Source organism: Aquimarina sp. MAR_2010_214 (assembly GCF_002846555.1).
GTDB lineage: Bacteria > Bacteroidota > Bacteroidia > Flavobacteriales > Flavobacteriaceae > Aquimarina.
The window spans coordinates 884,667-902,846 of the sequence record NZ_PJMS01000001.1 but is presented as its reverse complement, the minus strand read 5'-3'; the positions used below and the strand labels follow the sequence as shown (position 1 = coordinate 902,846).

The following is an 18,180-nucleotide window of genomic DNA, read 5'->3' as shown; positions in this document are numbered from 1 at the left end:
AAGTTATGAAAGATTTTTTTGAAGCTATAGAATCTCTTTTTGTTGATGTATTATTTATTCCATTTGATTGGTTTAGAGCATTAGAATTAGAAAACTGGACGGGTGCCAATATGCTTAATTGGATGTTTATGTTGATCGGTTTTATTGCTTTTCTATACTGGATGAAGGAATTGAAGAAATTTAATGACAATAATGAGGAGAATAGAGATCCTAAAGCTCATTCTTTTTTAAATTAAAGCCTCATCAAAACAAGAAAGAATTCTTGGAGTCTGAAAATACTTAGATAAAAAAGCGTTTAATTCATAATGAATTAAACGCTTTTTATTGTCTTATATAGAAGAGATATTATAAATCGAATCCAAGATCTTTTCTATAATACATCTTATCAAAATTAAGTTTTTCTATACTTTGATATGATGTTTTAATGGCCTCTTTAAAATCTTCATCTAATGATGTTATAGCGATTACTCTCCCACCACTAGTAACAACTTTATCTGCTACAAGAGATGTACCTGCATGAAAAACAATAGAGTTTGTAACAGTATCTATACCTGTAATCTCTTTTCCTTTTTCATAAGCCTCTGGATATCCACCAGAAACAGTTACTACGGTAGCAGCACTTCGTTTATCTAATTCCAGACTCACCTTATCCAAAGATTGATTTCCAACGTGCTGAAACAATTGTACCAAATCTGTCTTTACCCTCGGTAGGACTGCTTCAGTTTCTGGATCACCCATACGTACATTATATTCAATCACTTTTGGATCATCCCCTACTTTAATAAGTCCAATAAAAATAAAACCTTTGTAATCTATATTTTCCTTTTCTAATCCTTGTACAGTAGGTTTAATAATACGCTCTTCGATTTTAGTCATAAATGTATCATCTACAAAAGGAACTGGTGAAATAGCCCCCATACCTCCTGTATTTAACCCTGTATCTCCTTCTCCAATACGTTTGTAATCTTTTGCAGTTGGCAAGGTTAGGTAATTTTTACCATCGGTAAGCACAAAAACACTAAGTTCAATACCATCAAGAAATTCTTCGATCACAACTTTCTCACTAGCTGCACCAAATTTTTTATTAGTTAACATGTTTTCAAGCTCGGCTTTAGCCTTATCTATATCGTCAAGGATTAACACACCCTTCCCTGCTGCCAAACCATCAGCTTTTAGCACATAGGGCGCCTGTAAGGTTTCTAAAAATTGCTTTCCATTATCAACGGTATCAGCAGTAAAACTTTGATAGGCTGCAGTAGGAATATTATGCCTAATTAAAAACTCTTTGGCATATTCTTTACTTCCTTCTAATTTTGCTCCTTCTTTAGACGGGCCAATAACTACAATGTTTTTTAATTGACTGTCTTCTGCAAAATAATTACTAATACCTTTTACCAATGGATCTTCTGGCCCAACTACAACCATTTCAATATTCTCTTGCAACACTAAGTTTTTAATTGCGGGAAAATCTGTAACCGCAATATGCACATTTGTAGCTATACCAGCCGTTCCTGCATTTCCTGGTGCTACAAATAGTGTATCACAAATTGGGCTTTGCTTAATTTTATAAGCGAATGTATGCTCTCTTCCTCCTGATCCTAGTACTAAAATATTCATGATTTAATATAGCTTGTTTTTAAGGATTCAAAAATAGTTCATTCGTAGTTGTATAGCTAATTCTTTTTAGATAAAAACTCATGATTTTACAGGTGTGCCTTTCAAATAAATAATATAAGTTACCTCACTATATAGTAATTGAAATACCTTATAAAATTGCACTTTAGGTTTATGTATTATTATCATTTCGGATAATTCTACTGCTCAAAATACTTCTCTTTTTTAAAAGTAAAGGAGTAACAATAGAAAAGAATACGATACCATTAAATCTCACTAACATAGATTCGAACAATAATGAGATAAAAAGAATTAGAAAGACTGAAAACTCATTTCGACTTCTTTTCATACGTATGGCCAATAAAACGAATATGCTAACCAAAACTCCAAATCCGATTATGCCCGACTGTAAATACGTTTGCAGAAACTGATTGTGTGCATTATACTTGTTGGTATAATTAAGGGTGTAGTTTAGTTCCTTATATTTTTCAATCAAAACATCGTTTGCATCTCCTACTCCATAACCAAATATAGGGGCATCTTTAATCAATTCGATGCTCGCATCCCATGCTAATAATTTTGATTTTTCTGAGGTTATAATATCATAATACTCTCCTGTACTATTGAAATCTTTCATTCTGGAGTAAAAATCAGATATTCTAGGGTTATTTAAAAACAATAACATTCCCATTAAGAAGATAATTGTCATTGTGTATTTATCCTGCTTATCAGCAATATCAGAAATTAATAGTATTGACATGATAAATAAAATAAGGTAAGCAGCAACTGAAGCTAATAAAAAGAGATACGAAAACAAAATAAGAACAATAGCCAACTGCAATCTGGATTGTAATTTGTTTTTGAGATAATAACTTAATACTAAAAGTATATAGATTGAAATATAATTTGTATTAACTGATCTAGAAAAAAGAGGTCCTACAAAAAAATGATGCCATTCTCTTGCAACCCCTTCCAAGAAGAAAAAAATTTCTATATTTTCTTTTTCATCAACAACATGCCACACCAAATTCTCTGCTGCTTTAAAAACATTAATACAAAATGAAACGACCAGTCCAACAAGTAAAAAATCAAATAACCTTTTTACGGTAGTAGCATCTTCTTTAACAAACAGAAAAATTAAAGGAAATAACAATAACGAAAGTGATCGTTGTACCAAGTCGAATCCACTGATCAAATTATCAGTGTAAATCAACCCCAAGGACATTACAATAAAATACAATGGAAAAAGCAATAATGATTTATCTAAAACAAATTTCTTTTCAGATCTAAACATCATTCCAATTCCAAAAATAATTGAAATTATAAAAAACGGTGTTGGGAGGTTGATTCCTAGTGGTAGTAAAAAAAAGGCAATATACAAACTGTTCCAAAAGGTCATTACAACCCAATGATCTTCTCTATAGAACATGCTGGTAGCTTTCACTACTATTTTACCTAATTGCACTTGTTATAAGATCTATTATGAGGTAGTTAACGTTTTTTAATGATTTGTATTACCATAACAGTTAAATAATACATACAAATCATTAAAAAATGTTTTATTGAAAATCTCTATGTTCACTTTTTTGTAATTCTTCTGTAGAGAAACCTTTAAAATAATTCAAAGTAAATTTCATCCCTTCAGACCTATTTGTTTTTGGTTCCCAATCCAAAATTTCTTTTGCTTTAGTAATATCGGGTTGTCGCTGTAATGGATCATTAGTAGGCAGCGGTTTATATATAACTTTTTGATCTGTTTTTGTAAGCCTTATAATCTCTTCTGCAAAATCTTTGATTGTAATCTCATCGGGATTACCAATATTAACAGGATATACATAATCACTAAAAAGAAGTCTGTAAATGCCTTCCACCAAATCATCAACATAACAAAAAGACCGTGTTTGTAATCCATCACCAAATATTGTTAAATCTTCACCTCTCAATGCCTGACCGATAAACGCAGGGACTACTCGACCGTCATTTAATCGCATTCTTGGCCCATAAGTATTAAAAATACGTACTATCCTTGTTTCTAATTTATGATAAGTATGATAGGCCATGGTGATCGATTCCTGAAAACGTTTAGCTTCATCGTATACTCCTCTGGGGCCAATAGTATTTACATTACCATAGTATTCTTCATTCTGAGGGTGTACTAATGGATCTCCATAAATTTCGCTAGTAGAAGCGATTAAAATCCTTGCTTTTTTTTCTTTTGCTAACCCTAAAAGATTATGTGTACCCAAAGAACCTACTTTTAGGGTTTGAATTGGGATTTTCAGATAATCTATTGGACTTGCAGGAGAGGCAAAATGTAAAATATAATCTAATTCACCCGGAACATGAACAAATTTGGTTACATCATGGTGATAGAATTCAAATTGTTTTAGTTTAAACAAATGTTCAATGTTTTTTAGTGTACCTGTAATCAGGTTATCCATACCAATTACATGAAAACCTTCTTTAATAAACCGATCACAAAGATGAGAACCTAGAAAACCAGCTGCTCCTGTAATTAGAACTTTTTTCATCCTACAATTTTATGTCTTTTCTTCCTATTGAAAAGTAAGAAATTCCTTCTTTCTCAATATCATTAATATCATACAAATTTCTGCCGTCAAAAATAACTTTATATAGTAAGCTATTTTTTATTTTTTTAAAATCAGGGGTTCTAAAGATACTCCATTCTGTACAAATGATTAGTGAGTCTGCATTTTCTAAAGCTTCATACATAGTTTTTGAAAATTGTATTTTATCCCCGTACCTTTCTGCAACATTATCCATCGCTTCGGGATCAAAAGCTTTGATTATTGCTCCTGCGTTTAATAATTCATTGATAAGATATAATGATGGGGCTTCTCTAATATCATCTGTTTCTGGTTTAAAAGCTAATCCCCAGATAGCAAATGTTTTGCCTCTAAGACCATTATTAAAATACATATTGATCTTTGGCAATAGAGCAATTTTCTGTTTTTGATTTACTTTAATTACCGAGTTTAAGATTTGAAAATCATAATCAACTTCTTTTCCAGATTTATGAAGTGCTTTTACATCTTTTGGAAAACATGAACCTCCATATCCAATACCTGGAAATAAAAATCTTTTCCCAATTCTTGAATCAGTTCCCATCCCTCTTCTTACTTCATCCACATCTGCACCAACTTTCTCACAATAGTTGGCAATCTCATTCATAAACGTAATCTTTGCAGCCAGAAAAGAATTAGCTGCATATTTAGTGAGTTCTGCAGATTTTTCATCCATTACAATAATTGGGTTGCCTGACCTGACAAAAGGCTTATACAATTTTTGCATTAGTTCTGTTGCTCTATCAGAACTTGATCCAATTACGATTCTTTCTGGTTTTAAAAAATCATCTACTGCAAAACCTTCTCTTAAAAACTCAGGGTTTGAAACTACATCAAAATCACATGTAGCAGATTTTTCAATTGTTTTATATACTTTTTCCGCTGTTCCAACAGGAACTGTACTTTTGTCAACAATAACTTTATATTCTGTTATTAACTTACCTATTTGATCAGCCACTCCAAGAACATAAGATAAATCGGCAGAACCATCTTCTTCTTCAGGTGTAGGAAGTGCCAAAAAAACAACATCTCCATGATCTAAGCCTTCTGCTAAAGAAGTAGAAAATGCTAATCGCCCTGCTTTTATATTTCTATCAAAAAGCACATCCAGATGTGGTTCGTATATTGGAACTTCACCATTACGCATTTTCTGAATCTTTTCTTTATTTATATCTATGCAAACTACCTCATTACCAGTTTCTGCTAAACATGTCCCTGTTACCAAACCTACATATCCGGTTCCTATTACTGCAATTTTCATTTATTGTGTTTATCCTTTTTTGGTTTCAAATTTTCTTTCATGGCTTTTACTTTTCTTTTAAACAAAATCTTCTGTTTCAATGAAGTAAAATTATAATTAAACCTAAAGAAAATAAAACTTAAGATTATTACACTAACCAACAATATTATGAATAACCATAAGTTCTTAGTAGTACTCCCTAGAATAATAAATAATACTACAAAAATTAGATTAAACCCACCTATTAAATAACTAGCTTGCTTATGAGATAAGCCCCAATAATCTATAAGGACATGATGCGTATGATTCCGATCAGGTGAAAATGGGCTTTTCTTATTTGCAATTCTTATGGTAAAAACTCTGGCTGTATCAAAAAGTGGCACGATTAGAATACTTATTGCAATCAATGGAATATTCTCTAAAAAGAAAGGTAACTCGGCCGAAGAAGATGGTTTTAAAGCCAAAAACTTCAAAGTCATAATACTAATAATAAATCCAACAATTAGTGATCCTGTATCTCCCATAAATATTTTTTTGGTTGACGACACATTGTATCCAAAAAAAGCAAGCAAGCAAGCATCTAAACTTATAGTTATCAAAGCATAAAAATATTCTTTAGTTAAATAAAAAATAGTTGTGTAAATAATTAAAATAACTATTCCTACAATTGAGGCTAAACCATCTATCCCATCTATAAGATTATATGAATTTATTATCGTTACCATAATAAATACTGCAATAAGAAAATAAATGTAATACGGTATTTCTTCTATGTTAAAAAAACCATTTAAAGAATGTATTGTAAACCCACTATTAGCAACAACAAAAGATACTGCCGCAATCTGAGCGATTAATTTGGAGCCTGGTGATAAAACAACCAAATCATCCTTTAGCCCTATAATAAACAAAATTGTAAGTCCAGGAATAATATGTATAATTTCACTATTAGTGTCCCAACTACTAATAAAAAACAAGCCAATAATTAATGTATAGTAAAAAGCTACTCCTCCTAAACTAGGCGTTTGGATTTTATGAGAACTTCTCTCATTAGGGGAATCCATTAATCTTTTATATGAGACAACTCCAATAATTTTGGGTATCGTTAAATATGTCAACAAAAATGACCCTATAAAAATTAATATTGCTGTTTCTAGAAAATTCAATTCAATATAGTTTTTGAAAATATGGTAAAAGTAGAGAAAGTTTTTAGATTAAAATTTAATCCTTAATAAACATCAGCATTTTTTTTGCTAAAATTTTTCTATCAAAATCTCTAATGAGGTTCTCAAAACCTTCTTTATGGTTTTGTTTTTCTATTATAATCATGACCTTGTCCAAAAAATCTTTCTCATTTTCTGGTTCAAAAGTCACACCCACCTTATATTCTTCGATTAAAATTTTAGTTTCTCCTTCAACTCCTAATAAAATTGGCTTATTCATAGCACATAATTCAAAAATTTTGGATGGAATTACATGCTTAAATGTATCCGACTTTTTAAGGTTTACTAATGCTATATCAAGAATTGAAATATAGTTAACCACTTCTTGTTTATTAACAGAAGGTAACATCGTTACATTGTCTAATTTTAATGTATTTTTAAGTTCTAACAACTCTACCTTTTTTGCACCATCACCCAAAAAAAGAAAATGTACTTTTTTATTCTGAATCTTTTTTGCGCATTTTAATATAAAATCTAAGGCATGAGCCATACCATGAGTTCCTATATACCCTATTACTATTTTATCCTCTAGATTTAATTCTTTTAACAAACCAGCATGTTTTTCGACAGGCTTAAATAATGAAGTATTCGCTCCATTTTTAACGACTCCTATTTTGGAGCTAGGCACATTATGTCTTTCTATTAAAATTTTTCTAAAAGAATCTGTCACCACAACAATTTTTGATGCACTTTTATACATTCTCTTTTCTAAAAATTCAAAAAACCGTATTACTGGATTCGTATCCATAGCACCAACGGCTTTAATTGATTCTGGCCATATGTCTCTTACCTCCATAATCCATTTCCTTCGTTTCCAAAAGGACAACCAGCGCCCAGAAATAACCGTAAAGAATTGAGGCGATGTAGCTATAATAAGGTCTGTTTTTATAAATAACCCTACTATAAAAGAACTTATCATGAAACTTAAATAGTCCAAAATTCTTTTTAAGAATCCTTCATTTGCAGAGATATAAGTCCAAACTCGTATTACTTTAATCCCATCAACGATTTCTTTTTGGTACAGTTTATTTTTGTAACCATCAAAAACCCTTCCTTTTGGAAAATTTGGCGCGCATGTGATTACTGTAACATCTACACCATCTTGTACCCATTCTTTACAATGTTCATAGGTTCTAGTGGCAGGAGCATTTACCTCTGGAGGAAAATTATCTGTTAAAAAAAGTAATTTCATTCTTTATTTACAAATTAATTATGGTAGACAAAGTTGTATTAAAATACACTTTTATTTTTTTTGCTTTTTCTCTTTTATTAAATCCGAAAGCGTAATCGTAATTTTCTGCTTCAATTTTGAGTATTTCTTTATCAAACTTTATATAAATATTCTCATTTGGTAAATGTACCTCTGTACGATCGATCTGAATATTTTTAACGTCAGGATGAAAATGAAAAAAAGCAACTTGTTCTTGCTCTGTCTCTTTTGAAATCACATCTTTTATAGTAATTGCTGATGTTTCAGGAAAAAACTTCCTAGTGTGCAAAAGACCAAGTTCATTATATCCATTATGAGTTGCCTCAATTTTGTTCTTATCTTCTTTTAAACTAATGACACTTGCCCGCTTTGCTACTCTAAAACCATCCCAAACCTTTGATTGCTCATAAGAACCAATCTTTACTGTATTATGACTGGCTGTTTGTCGTTCTTGTAACCTCAATTGATTTTTCTCATATGTAGACGTACCTAAGTCTACAATAACTGGTTTATCTTTTACATACAATTCAAAATTAAATGTATCAGAATGCGCATGACCAGGTTGATATTTTGGACCAATCTGACCTACATCTACAAAAAGTTCATAACTGTCTTTTCTAAACATCCTATACCCTGATTCTGAAACTTTTATTTCACCCCATTGTAAACCTAAATAGGATCCATACGTAAATAATTGATCTGATGACGGTGCTATATCATAAGCACTATCATTGACCATCGGAATGTTTCCGTTACGGTAGGTAACTCCTTGCAACCAAGAAAGCATTACAGTGACTTTCTCTTCTAAAAAAACTATCAATGTATCTTCTTTCCAAGGATTATTTTTCACAAGGTTAATACAATCTAATAAGCGATGTAATAAAATCTGATGGTACATAGGTGAAAGCTCAAAATGAGCTCCATCAGATAGTATTTGCTCAGACAATTCTTTAGTTAAAATTTGCTTTGCAATTTTGTATAAAACTTCATCCTTAAAGTAAAAGGCACCAAATAATAATGAATATCCATTTTCGAGTAAATGATTTCCCAATAAATGATATTCTAAATTATGAGTTAATGTTTGATAGTGATTATATAATACTTGATCAATATCTGCATCAGAAATATTGTTTTTTGATAAAAACTTAATCCAATTAATACCTCTTAAAGAAATAGGGTATGGTTCTTTTCCGTCTTTTAAATTCTCTTCATTTTTCAAATAGTTTTCGATCAATTTCAACCCTTCGCTTACATTGATTTCTTCTTGATTTAAGAAATCAAAATAATTTAAGTTATAGGTCCATAATTTTCCAAACTCTTGATAATTCCAATCTATTTCACCTTCAAATTTGTGTGTTATGTTGAGAAAAGTAAAAGCACTCTCTTTTGAATAACTATTTTGATAAAAAAAAGAATCATTCCACTTTAAAGGTTCTATTTCTTTTACTAATTTTTTGGCATAATCCTTTTTAAAAAATGTATTCCTAACTTTATAAAAAACTTGATAATAGACTTGTTTAAACTTAAGGTGCTTTACCGTATGTATGAGTAATACTAATTTACTTCTATCCATTTTCCTTGCTTAAGAGATTCTATAGCCGCAAATGATGCTTTTGTAGTGTTTACTATCTCATCAAAAGGAATGATAGGATTTCCTCCTTTTTGCTGCTGCTCTATCAACTCTTTAAACTGGTTATAATGGCCTTTATCTTGTTTAGACGAAGCTTTTCCTCCTCCTTTAAATCCAAAGGATTTTAACTTTCTCCAATTATCCATAATCAAGGTACGTTCTTGAGAATATACCTCTAATCGTTCTTTAGAATATGCTTTACTTCCGTTTGCAAAGTAATTGATTACTGCGTTAGTCCCATTTTCGTATTTTAAAAGAATACTAGCATTATCTGTATTCTCTTCGGGGTTTGTTCCCATAGCATTCATGCAAACAGCTGTCACCCTACTTCCCGAAAAATAAGTACATAAATCTATATAATGGCATGCCTCACCGATAATTCTACCACCTCCTACTTCCATATCATGTACCCATACATCTGCAGGAATAAAGCCGGCATTCATAGTCGCTATAATATTGATAGGAGTATTATCATTACCCAAAAGTTTTTTCATCTTTTTGGCCAAAGGTGCAAAGCGTCTATTGAACCCAACAGAAACATTTACATTTTGAGTATTATATTCTGCAATAATATCTTCTAATTCTACACTTGTAAGTGCTAATGGCTTCTCTACAAAAACGCTTTTTTTGGCTTTTAAACTTTCTAAAACCATTGAAGCATGCATATGATGTTGCGTTGTCACAAACACTAGATCAACTTCATTATCTCCTAAAATCTCTTTATAGTTTGAGGTTGACATAGCAATATTATGGCGTTTGGCCATTATAGTAGATGACAAACCACCAGAACTTGCAATATATTTTACATCTGCACTTAATTTTTTAAGACTAGGTAATATTGTCGAACTGGTAAAGTTTCCTGCACCAACAATCCCAATCACACCTTTTTTACCTTCGAAACTTTTCTTAGAAATTGCTACTGTAGATGTTATCTCTTCTGTACTATCATACTCAAGAATCGAAGCAATCGATTTTGAGTTCCCCATGTCTCCATAAATCTTTTGGTAGTCCTGTAAAGGGATTCTTTCTGTAATTAATGGTTTTACATCCAGTGTTCCTCTAGAAATAGCCTTTAATACAGCTTCAAAATTTCTTTTCTCTGTCCATCGAACATACCCTATTGGATAATCATTCCCTTTTTGTTCATATTCTTCATCATATCTTCCTGGCCCGTATGAGCATGATACCTGAAAAGAAATTTCTTTTTCATAAAAATCTGCTCTACTGATATCTAATCCGATAACTCCAACGAGAACTACTCTACCTCGTTTTCTACACATATTTGCAGATTGCGAAATAATTTCATTACTCTTGTTGGATGCTGTAATAATTACTCCGTCTGCACCAATTCCTCCTGTATATGATTCTACAAATTTTACCTGATCTGTTCCTTCTGCAGGGTTTATAGCTACAATGCCCTTTTCTTTTGCAATTTTTACTTTTTCGGGATCAAAATCAAAACCGATAACATTGCATCCATTAGCAAGTAATAGCTCGGCTGTTACCAAACCAATAAGTCCTAATCCAACTACCACCATAGTCTCTCCAAAAGTTGGATTTAATAACCTGATGCCTTGTAAACCAATAGATCCAATTACCGTAAAAGCTGCTTCTTCATCGGTTACATTATCTGGTATCTTAGCTACCAGATTTTTAGGAACGTTAACATATTCTACATGATTACCATTAGAGGCTACTCTATCTCCAACTGTAAATTCTGTAACTCCTCTACCTACTGCTACTACCTCACCCACATTACAATACCCTAACGGCAATGGTTGATTCAATTTGTTAAAAACAGCGTCCATAGTTGGTTTCAAGCCATCTGTCTTTACCTTATCTAAAACCATCTTTACTTTATCTGGTTGCTGACGTGCCTTTTGGATAAAATTTGCTTTCCCAAACTCCACCAACATTCTTTCTGTTCCTAAAGAAACTAATGACTTAGTTGTTTTAATTAGTACATGTCCTGATTTTACCATAGGAACTGGCACCTCTTCTAAGATAGTTTCTCCGTTTTTAAGGTCTTGTATGATTTGCTTCATCTTTATTTTCTAGTCTTTTCAGAGGTTTTGCCAAAATTACTGTTTAATCAGGTAATCTAAAGGGTTTTTGTTCATTTTTGAGAAAGTATTCTAATTTACTTTACACTGATCTGTAGTTAATTGTTCTTTTGTTGGATTGTAGCCGTTATGTATAACTTCATATCTACCGGTAATTGTGGTATTTTTAAGAGCACAAAAATCCTTTAGAAAAGGGTTCCCATCATTTTTAGAAGAGTCATTATCCGAATTTTTTGGGCCGCTACCAATATTTAAATTCTCTACTGAAATTAAAGAAGATAACCCTTCTAAACTTGTTAATAATGGATTGGAAAATATAGTTATGTTTTTAGCAGATTGCAAATTTTCTAATCCATCTAATGATGTTAACTTGTCATTTAGTCCTATACTTAATTTACCTTTTAGAGATGTTATACCTTCTAATCCTTTCAAGTTATCTAATGCAGGATTATGAGATTCATTAAAAAAATTAAGTCGGAAATTTAAATATTCTCCAATTGTTATATTATTACTAACAATATTTCCTGTAGGAAAACCTAAAAAATTAACCAATTTGGCATTTGAGCTTACAATTAAAGTTCCAATATTTTTCATATTGGATAAGCCTTCAAAATTCCTAATACCTGAGCCACGTATTGCAAAATTCTCACCAATGTGTTCTACATTTAAACCGGATAATGTTTCAAGGTTGGTATTCCCTGATATATATGCACAAGATAAAGTAAAATCACACATCCAGGTCGCTAACCCTCCCAAGTAAAAATTTTTTGATATTTTCTTAAGCTTAGAAGCTCCTTTCAAACTTACCAAGTTATCATTACCACCAATAACTAGAGTTTCTAAATTCTCTAAGTTAGTCAATCCAGATAAATCTGAAATACCACTCATATGTATTACAAGCCCTCCTTCTATAGTCACCAAATTATCAAGGCCAGATAAAGATTTTAAATCAAGATTTCTTTTGTTTTGAAGAAAAGTTGATTGACCATTCGAAGTAAAAAACGAACTCCCTATGAGTAACCAACCTTTTATTTCTTCTAAATTAATAAGAGAGTTCAAATTATTTACACCATGTATACTAAGTCTTCCGTTAATTTTTTTATACCCTTGACAACCAAAGGCATCCAATTCCTCTTGATTTTTTATCTCTATATCTCCTTCATAGACACTATCAATTTGTAAAACTTCATCATTAATAACAACTTCTATATTATCATTCAATGAATAAGTTCCTAATTCTTTCTTATAAACAAAGTCTCTACAATTGTCTTTTACATAAAGTTCTAAAGAAACAGGTACATTCTTTTGCATCTTTAAACAATTTTCTTTGTTAAAATGAGTACGATCTAGTAAAAGTGTATTACCATCTTTATCTAATATCTTAAATTGGAAATCGGATAAACCTATTATACTTTGATTCTTAAAAATAATACAGACATTAATCTCTTCTAATTCTGGTGACTGATCATCATCACTTTTACAACTAATAAAAAGTAAAACTGGTAAAAAATAAACTAAGTTTTTCATTACTGTGTTTTTTTAATTAATTCTCTTTCTCAAATATATGTTCCGTAAACATAAAATGTTACCAAACTATTTCATTTTTTAAATAATCTTATTTATTCTCCATAGCATGATACCTATAATATTGAGACAAATTTGATGTTGTATTTTTGCAAAAAACAATTTTGGCAACAATTTCTGTAACCGATTCTTTACAATGATAAGGGTCTTTAAACTTATCTTTATTCTTAGTTATCTCATTAGAAAAATCAAAATCATACACAGACCCCAGTCCCATTAGATCTTTTTTAAATTTTTCTTCTTGCATTGTAAGTTTAAATTCATCTATTTTCTCTTGTAGAGACACATGAGTAGGAGGAATAAAGAATGAAAGCTTAATATTGTTTTGTTTACAGTACACTGCTATTTGCTGGAGTTCTAGAAAATAATTTTCTGGGTACTTATAAATTCTATAGGAGTTATTCGCCGAAGAATTTAATTGGTACCGCCAGAATTCTTCTCTTGACATCTCTGGTACTTCTAAATCATAAGTTTCGTTCAATAAGATACTTTTTACGATAAGCCCTGTAGACTTAAATGTGTATTTACTGGTAGCATATGAAACAAAATTATTTTTAAGAGATATTGCTTCTGAAACTCTATCCATAGCATTAGCCTTATTGTAAAGGTTAAAATTCACCCCAATAACGACCGTTTCGAGTTTTGCATTTTTTGACACCTCCCAAAACGTATTAATAATTTCTTGTAATGTTCCCCCTCCATAAGCTAGGTTAGTAAACTTTTTGTCTCCACAACTATTAACAAAATCTATATCCAAATTATTTGATCTAGAATCCCCAAGAATTATATTCTTTGTTGGTTCTTTTTCATAAGCTAGTAGCTTAAACAATGGATAATTTAATTTAAAAGCAATATTCTTTTTGATTTCTGAAGAGACTACCTCAGAGCTAAAATAGTTATATGGATCTACAGCTAAAACTATAATAAGATATAGAAATAATGGAATGAAAAATATAAGAGTTCTACTTAAAAATTTATTCATGACTTTTTATTTAAAACTGAAAATAGATAAAGCTTTGCTGAGAGCCTCCAAACCAAAATATCATAAACCCTATAACATAATATAATCCCCATCGAAAAATTCTATTTGTTGATCTAGGTGCAAATTGAAGTCCATGCTCCTTCTTTCTTTGCAACCATTCTGCCACAATAAATAGTATCAAAATTAGGATAAAATAAATTATGTGAGCCCCATCACTAATATGCTTTAAATCCTGAGATGACACATGAAATAAGCTAGACGAAAAAATTCTTTTTAAATAACTAAAAGCGGCACCAAGATTATCTGCTCTAAAAAATACCCAGGCTATTACAGTTAATAAAAATGTAGTACATATTTGTAATAGTTCTTTTAGCGTAGGTAAAACCCTAAATTCTGAAATCATTCCTATATTCTTTCTATTTCTCTGAAATAGCATTAGAGGTAAAAAATAGCAAGCATTAATAAATCCCCAAATAACAAATGTCCAATTGGCTCCATGCCAAAACCCACTTACAATAAATATAATAAAGGTGTTTCTTATTTTCATTGAAGTTCCTCCTTTACTACCTCCCAAAGGAATATACACGTAATCTCTAAACCAGGTAGATAAAGAAATATGCCATTTTCTCCAAAACTCTGCTATATCTCTTGAAAAGTATGGAAAGTTAAAATTTCTCATTAAGTTAAACCCAAACAACCTGGAGGTTCCTATTGCAATATCAGAATATCCAGAAAAATCTCCATAAATCTGAAATGCAAAGAACACCGCTCCTAACAACAAAGTACTTCCTGAATATTCTGTATGATTATCAAAAATCTGGTTCACATATATAGCTGCATTGTCAGCTATAACTATCTTTTTAAACAATCCAAAAAGTATTTGACGCATTCCATCAATTGCTTTGTCATAATCGAATTGTCGTTTTTTATAGAATTGAGGTAATAAATTTGTTGCCCTTTCTATAGGACCTGCCACCAATTGAGGAAAAAAGCTAACAAACGCAGAGAACGCTATAAAATCTTTTGTTGGTTTTAATTTCTTTTTATATACATCTATCGTATAACTTAAGGTTTGAAATGTGTAAAAACTGATTCCAACCGGAAGAATAATATTTAAGGAATTCGTGTTAAACTGAATTCCAAAAAAACTAAAAGCTCCAATAAAATTATCCAGAAAGAAATTATAATATTTAAAAAAGCCTAAGAATCCTAAATTTACAATGATACTTATCCATAACAAAGTTTTCCTTTTAATCTGGTTGTTCTCATTTTCTAATAATCGGCCAACCGTATAATCTATTAATGTACTAAATAAAATTAGTGCAAGGAATCTCCAATCCCACCAACCATAGAAAAAATAGCTAGCGATAACAATTAGAAAATTCTGGAGTTTTAAATTTTTATTAACTACAAACCAATATAAAACAAAGATTACTGGTAGAAATATTGCAAAATCAATAGAATTAAAAAGCATATCTAATTTATTTTAGTAATTCTTTGATTTCGGCACGATTAGGGTAATTTATTAAAACAGCTTTATACTTACCCTTAAAAACAAACAGACTACCGGCTGCTACTCCAATTACTTTATATTTTTTAATAATTTCTTTAATATGAGTCAATTCTCCTGCTCCACCCAAAACCGTCATAGGAATATTAATAGCAGATCTAACTAAATCTATCAATTTTAAATCGTATCCTTTCATCATCCCGTCATTATCTATAGAGTTAATCACAATTTCTCCTACTCCAAGTTTTTCAAACTGCACTGCTAGTTCTTTTGGGTCTATTCCTGTGGCTTTTGTACCGTTATGGATATACACTTGATATTTACCAAAAAGTCCTTTCTTTTTAACATCTAAAACTACTATTACACTTTGTACCCCAACAGCTTTTGCTATATCAACAACTAAATTAGGGCTTTCTATCGCAGCAGAGCTTAAGGCAACTTTTTCTGCACCTAAATGTATAATTTGTTTAGCGTGTTCTACAGTTTTTACACCGCCACCATAACAAAGAGGCATTCTTGATTCGTTGGCCAGGTTTTCAATCATTTTAAAATCTGGTTCGCGCTTTTCTTTGGTAGCATCAATATCCAGAACAATCAATTCATCTACCTCTTTTTCATTAAATATCTTTACGGCATTTATAGGATCTCCTACGTACTTAGAATCTTTAAATTGAACTGTTTTTACTAATCCTTTATTTCTGACCAATAAACATGGTATTATTCGTGATCTTAGCATATATTATAGATTAGCGAAATTTTTAAATAATTGAATACCGTTGCTATGGCTTTTTTCTGGATGAAATTGCATCCCAAAAACATTATCATGATTTACCGCTGATGAAAATTCACCTCCATATTGCGTACTAGCGAGTTTATCTTCTATGGTATTGCAAGAAAAATAATACGTATGTAAAAAATAGAAACCACGATCAAAGTCAATATTTTCAAAAATTTTACCTTCTTTAGTTGGCTGTATGCTGTTCCAACCTAGATGCGGTAGATATGGCTTTTCTGTAAATTTCCTACTATCAAATTTTTTGACCTCTCCATCAATGTATCCCAATCCATCTAATTCTCCTTCTTCACTTCTTTTTGCTAAAATCTGCATACCAACACAAATACCCATCACGGGGATTTTTTCTTCTAAAACCAAATGATCTAATTCTTTTTTAAATCCAGATCTAATTAATTGATCCATGGTTTCATCAAAAGCTCCTACACCAGGTAGAACTAATTTAGTAGCTCCTAGCAGCTCTTGAGGCGTGTTGGCCACAAAACATTCTATATTTAATTGCTTATAGATATTTAATATGGCTTGAATATTTCCTGAACCATAATTAACTATTTTAATCATCGTTTACCTCCTCTTTCTAATCCTATTAGACGCATCATCTTTGCTCCAATATTATAAATGCTTTCTTGAGATTTATAATCCTTATACGTTTTATTAGGCGCATCCATATAGCTTTGTAGCTTTTCCACTGATATTCCTAATTTATTTGCTATAAATTCAAAATCTTGCTTGATTGTTTCGGGATCATAGGCTGGTTTCTTTAATTCTTCTAAAGCATCTTCTCTTGTCATTTGCCCTGTTAATATTAAACTAGAAAATTGTACTTTTCTAGTATCATAGCCAAATTTTTTAGGTAACCAGTATGCTTCATAAAATCTCGTAAAACGAGATTCAAAATGTTTTTGTGGGTATTTCTGATAGCCAAATTTATCGACTAATTCTTGCATAGCGTCATCCTTATGATAAGGAATATAGTCTAAGGGTCTGATTAGTTTTATTCCTTTTACATAAGGTAAATACACTTTATGCCATAAGATATTAGTTACCGGATAATCTCTTAATTTACCTGTACCATGTTTTTTATAAATATCTTTTAACTGAATTGAATCTGATTGATAATACATCCATTCTAATGGGTTTCTAACACATTCTGTTGAATAGTTTCCTCCTGTAAGAATATGTTTAATCTTATGTTTTGAAGCAAACTTATACATGGTAGCAAAAAATGCATGATCTTGTGGGGTATCTATATGTGGTACTCCGGATTTAAAATACGCCAATTGCAAATCCTTTATTTCTTCCCAATTAATAACCTCTGTATATAAATCTAAACCTAAACCATCTACTAATCGTTCTATATTATTTACAGCGACCTGAGAGTTCCACCCAGCATCTACATGAAAAACTAACGGTCTAAGGTCGTATTTTTCTTTCATCATATATAAAAGATAAGAACTATCAATGCCACCACTCATCCCCATTAAGCAGTCAAAATCTTTTCCTTCTCCTTCTTTTTTGATCTTAGAAACTATTTCTTTAAGAGTCTCGTCTCCTCTTTCATCTGTATGCCAGTTCGGTAAAATATCTTTATAATATGTATTGCAATGATCACATACTCCTTTTTCATCAAAAGTTATTTTTGAATCTGTGATATCCATCACACAATTTGAACAAATTCTATATTCTCTATTCATTATTTTACCTTAATAGTTAAAATATAATTCTATGTTTTTACTGTTTTCTGAAGCA

Annotated in this window: 15 protein-coding genes; 1 reads left to right on the top strand and 14 read right to left on the bottom strand. The window is 31.1% G+C overall.

What is annotated here, in order from left to right; all coding sequences use genetic code 11:
- The first annotated feature begins 5 nt into the window (after positions 1–5).
- Positions 6–236 (top strand): uracil phosphoribosyltransferase, encoded by a 231-nt coding sequence (locus tag ATE84_RS03920; RefSeq protein ID WP_101445958.1) that lies wholly within the window; start codon positions 6–8, stop codon positions 234–236.
- Between the two features lie 109 nt (positions 237–345).
- Here ATE84_RS03920 and purD read toward each other — a convergent pair whose 3' ends face one another.
- The 14 genes from purD to ATE84_RS03850 form a co-directional block, all read right to left on the bottom strand.
- Positions 346–1,617: a phosphoribosylamine--glycine ligase gene (purD, locus tag ATE84_RS03915; RefSeq protein WP_101445956.1), complete on the bottom strand. Its 1,272-nt coding sequence runs from the start codon at positions 1,615–1,617 to the stop codon at positions 346–348.
- 169 nt (positions 1,618–1,786) lie between these two features.
- Complete coding sequence (locus ATE84_RS03910; RefSeq protein WP_143273562.1) at positions 1,787–3,079, bottom strand: O-antigen ligase; 1,293 nt, start codon at positions 3,077–3,079, stop codon at positions 1,787–1,789.
- Positions 3,080–3,173: 94 nt separating this feature from the next.
- The gene (locus ATE84_RS03905) at positions 3,174–4,145 is read right to left on the bottom strand and encodes a UDP-glucuronic acid decarboxylase family protein (protein ID WP_101445952.1); all 972 of its coding nucleotides are present in this window, start codon (positions 4,143–4,145) and stop codon (positions 3,174–3,176) included.
- Position 4,146: 1 nt separating this feature from the next.
- Positions 4,147–5,460: a UDP-glucose/GDP-mannose dehydrogenase family protein gene (locus tag ATE84_RS03900; RefSeq protein WP_101445950.1), complete on the bottom strand. Its 1,314-nt coding sequence runs from the start codon at positions 5,458–5,460 to the stop codon at positions 4,147–4,149.
- On the bottom strand, positions 5,457–6,602 hold the full coding sequence (locus ATE84_RS03895) for an MraY family glycosyltransferase (RefSeq protein WP_101445948.1): 1,146 nt from the start codon (positions 6,600–6,602) through the stop codon (positions 5,457–5,459). The genes ATE84_RS03900 and ATE84_RS03895 overlap by 4 nt, the downstream gene beginning before the upstream one ends.
- A 55-nt stretch (positions 6,603–6,657) precedes the next feature.
- Positions 6,658–7,851, bottom strand: a complete 1,194-nt coding sequence (locus ATE84_RS03890; protein ID WP_101445946.1) for a glycosyltransferase family 4 protein — start codon at positions 7,849–7,851, stop codon at positions 6,658–6,660.
- Positions 7,852–7,858: 7 nt separating this feature from the next.
- Positions 7,859–9,442: an alginate lyase family protein gene (locus ATE84_RS03885; protein WP_101445944.1), complete on the bottom strand. Its 1,584-nt coding sequence runs from the start codon at positions 9,440–9,442 to the stop codon at positions 7,859–7,861.
- Entirely contained in the window at positions 9,424–11,544 is a 2,121-nt protein-coding gene (locus ATE84_RS03880; protein ID WP_101445942.1) for a bi-domain-containing oxidoreductase, read from the bottom strand. The genes ATE84_RS03885 and ATE84_RS03880 overlap by 19 nt, the downstream gene beginning before the upstream one ends.
- A 90-nt stretch (positions 11,545–11,634) precedes the next feature.
- Positions 11,635–13,089 carry a hypothetical protein gene (locus ATE84_RS03875; RefSeq protein WP_101445940.1) on the bottom strand — a complete coding sequence of 485 codons (1,455 nt, stop codon included), beginning with the start codon at positions 13,087–13,089 and terminating at the stop codon, positions 11,635–11,637.
- An 88-nt stretch (positions 13,090–13,177) separates the two neighbouring features.
- Positions 13,178–14,128, bottom strand: coding sequence for a hypothetical protein (locus tag ATE84_RS03870; protein WP_101445938.1), 951 nt, complete (start codon positions 14,126–14,128; stop codon positions 13,178–13,180).
- Between the two features lie 10 nt (positions 14,129–14,138).
- Positions 14,139–15,602, bottom strand: a complete 1,464-nt coding sequence (locus ATE84_RS03865; RefSeq protein ID WP_101445936.1) for an MBOAT family protein — start codon at positions 15,600–15,602, stop codon at positions 14,139–14,141.
- A gap of 7 nt (positions 15,603–15,609) precedes the next feature.
- Complete coding sequence (locus ATE84_RS03860) at positions 15,610–16,374, bottom strand: AglZ/HisF2 family acetamidino modification protein (protein ID WP_101445934.1); 765 nt, start codon at positions 16,372–16,374, stop codon at positions 15,610–15,612.
- A 3-nt stretch (positions 16,375–16,377) separates the two neighbouring features.
- Entirely contained in the window at positions 16,378–16,992 is a 615-nt protein-coding gene (hisH, locus tag ATE84_RS03855) for an imidazole glycerol phosphate synthase subunit HisH (RefSeq protein ID WP_101445932.1), read from the bottom strand.
- Complete coding sequence (locus ATE84_RS03850) at positions 16,989–18,125, bottom strand: N-acetyl sugar amidotransferase (RefSeq protein ID WP_101445931.1); 1,137 nt, start codon at positions 18,123–18,125, stop codon at positions 16,989–16,991. Before ATE84_RS03850 ends, hisH begins: the two co-directional genes overlap by 4 nt.
- Between the last annotated feature and the right edge of the window lie 55 nt (positions 18,126–18,180).

Excerpts from the sequence above, each read along its gene's own strand:
- purD (WP_101445956.1), bottom strand. The coding sequence starts at position 1,617 with ATGAATATTTTAGTACTAGGATCAGGAGGAAGAGAGCATACATTCGCT.
- ATE84_RS03900 (WP_101445950.1), bottom strand. The coding sequence starts at position 5,460 with ATGAAAATTGCAGTAATAGGAACCGGATATGTAGGTTTGGTAACAGGG.
- ATE84_RS03870 (WP_101445938.1), bottom strand. The coding sequence starts at position 14,128 with ATGAATAAATTTTTAAGTAGAACTCTTATATTTTTCATTCCATTATTT.
- ATE84_RS03920 (WP_101445958.1), top strand. The coding sequence starts at position 6 with ATGAAAGATTTTTTTGAAGCTATAGAATCTCTTTTTGTTGATGTATTA.
- ATE84_RS03850 (WP_101445931.1), bottom strand. The coding sequence starts at position 18,125 with ATGAATAGAGAATATAGAATTTGTTCAAATTGTGTGATGGATATCACA.
- ATE84_RS03885 (WP_101445944.1), bottom strand. The coding sequence starts at position 9,442 with ATGGATAGAAGTAAATTAGTATTACTCATACATACGGTAAAGCACCTT.
- ATE84_RS03875 (WP_101445940.1), bottom strand. The coding sequence starts at position 13,089 with ATGAAAAACTTAGTTTATTTTTTACCAGTTTTACTTTTTATTAGTTGT.
- ATE84_RS03905 (WP_101445952.1), bottom strand. The coding sequence starts at position 4,145 with ATGAAAAAAGTTCTAATTACAGGAGCAGCTGGTTTTCTAGGTTCTCAT.
- ATE84_RS03860 (WP_101445934.1), bottom strand. The coding sequence starts at position 16,374 with ATGCTAAGATCACGAATAATACCATGTTTATTGGTCAGAAATAAAGGA.
- hisH (WP_101445932.1), bottom strand. The coding sequence starts at position 16,992 with ATGATTAAAATAGTTAATTATGGTTCAGGAAATATTCAAGCCATATTA.
- ATE84_RS03865 (WP_101445936.1), bottom strand. The coding sequence starts at position 15,602 with ATGCTTTTTAATTCTATTGATTTTGCAATATTTCTACCAGTAATCTTT.
- ATE84_RS03890 (WP_101445946.1), bottom strand. The coding sequence starts at position 7,851 with ATGAAATTACTTTTTTTAACAGATAATTTTCCTCCAGAGGTAAATGCT.
- ATE84_RS03880 (WP_101445942.1), bottom strand. The coding sequence starts at position 11,544 with ATGAAGCAAATCATACAAGACCTTAAAAACGGAGAAACTATCTTAGAA.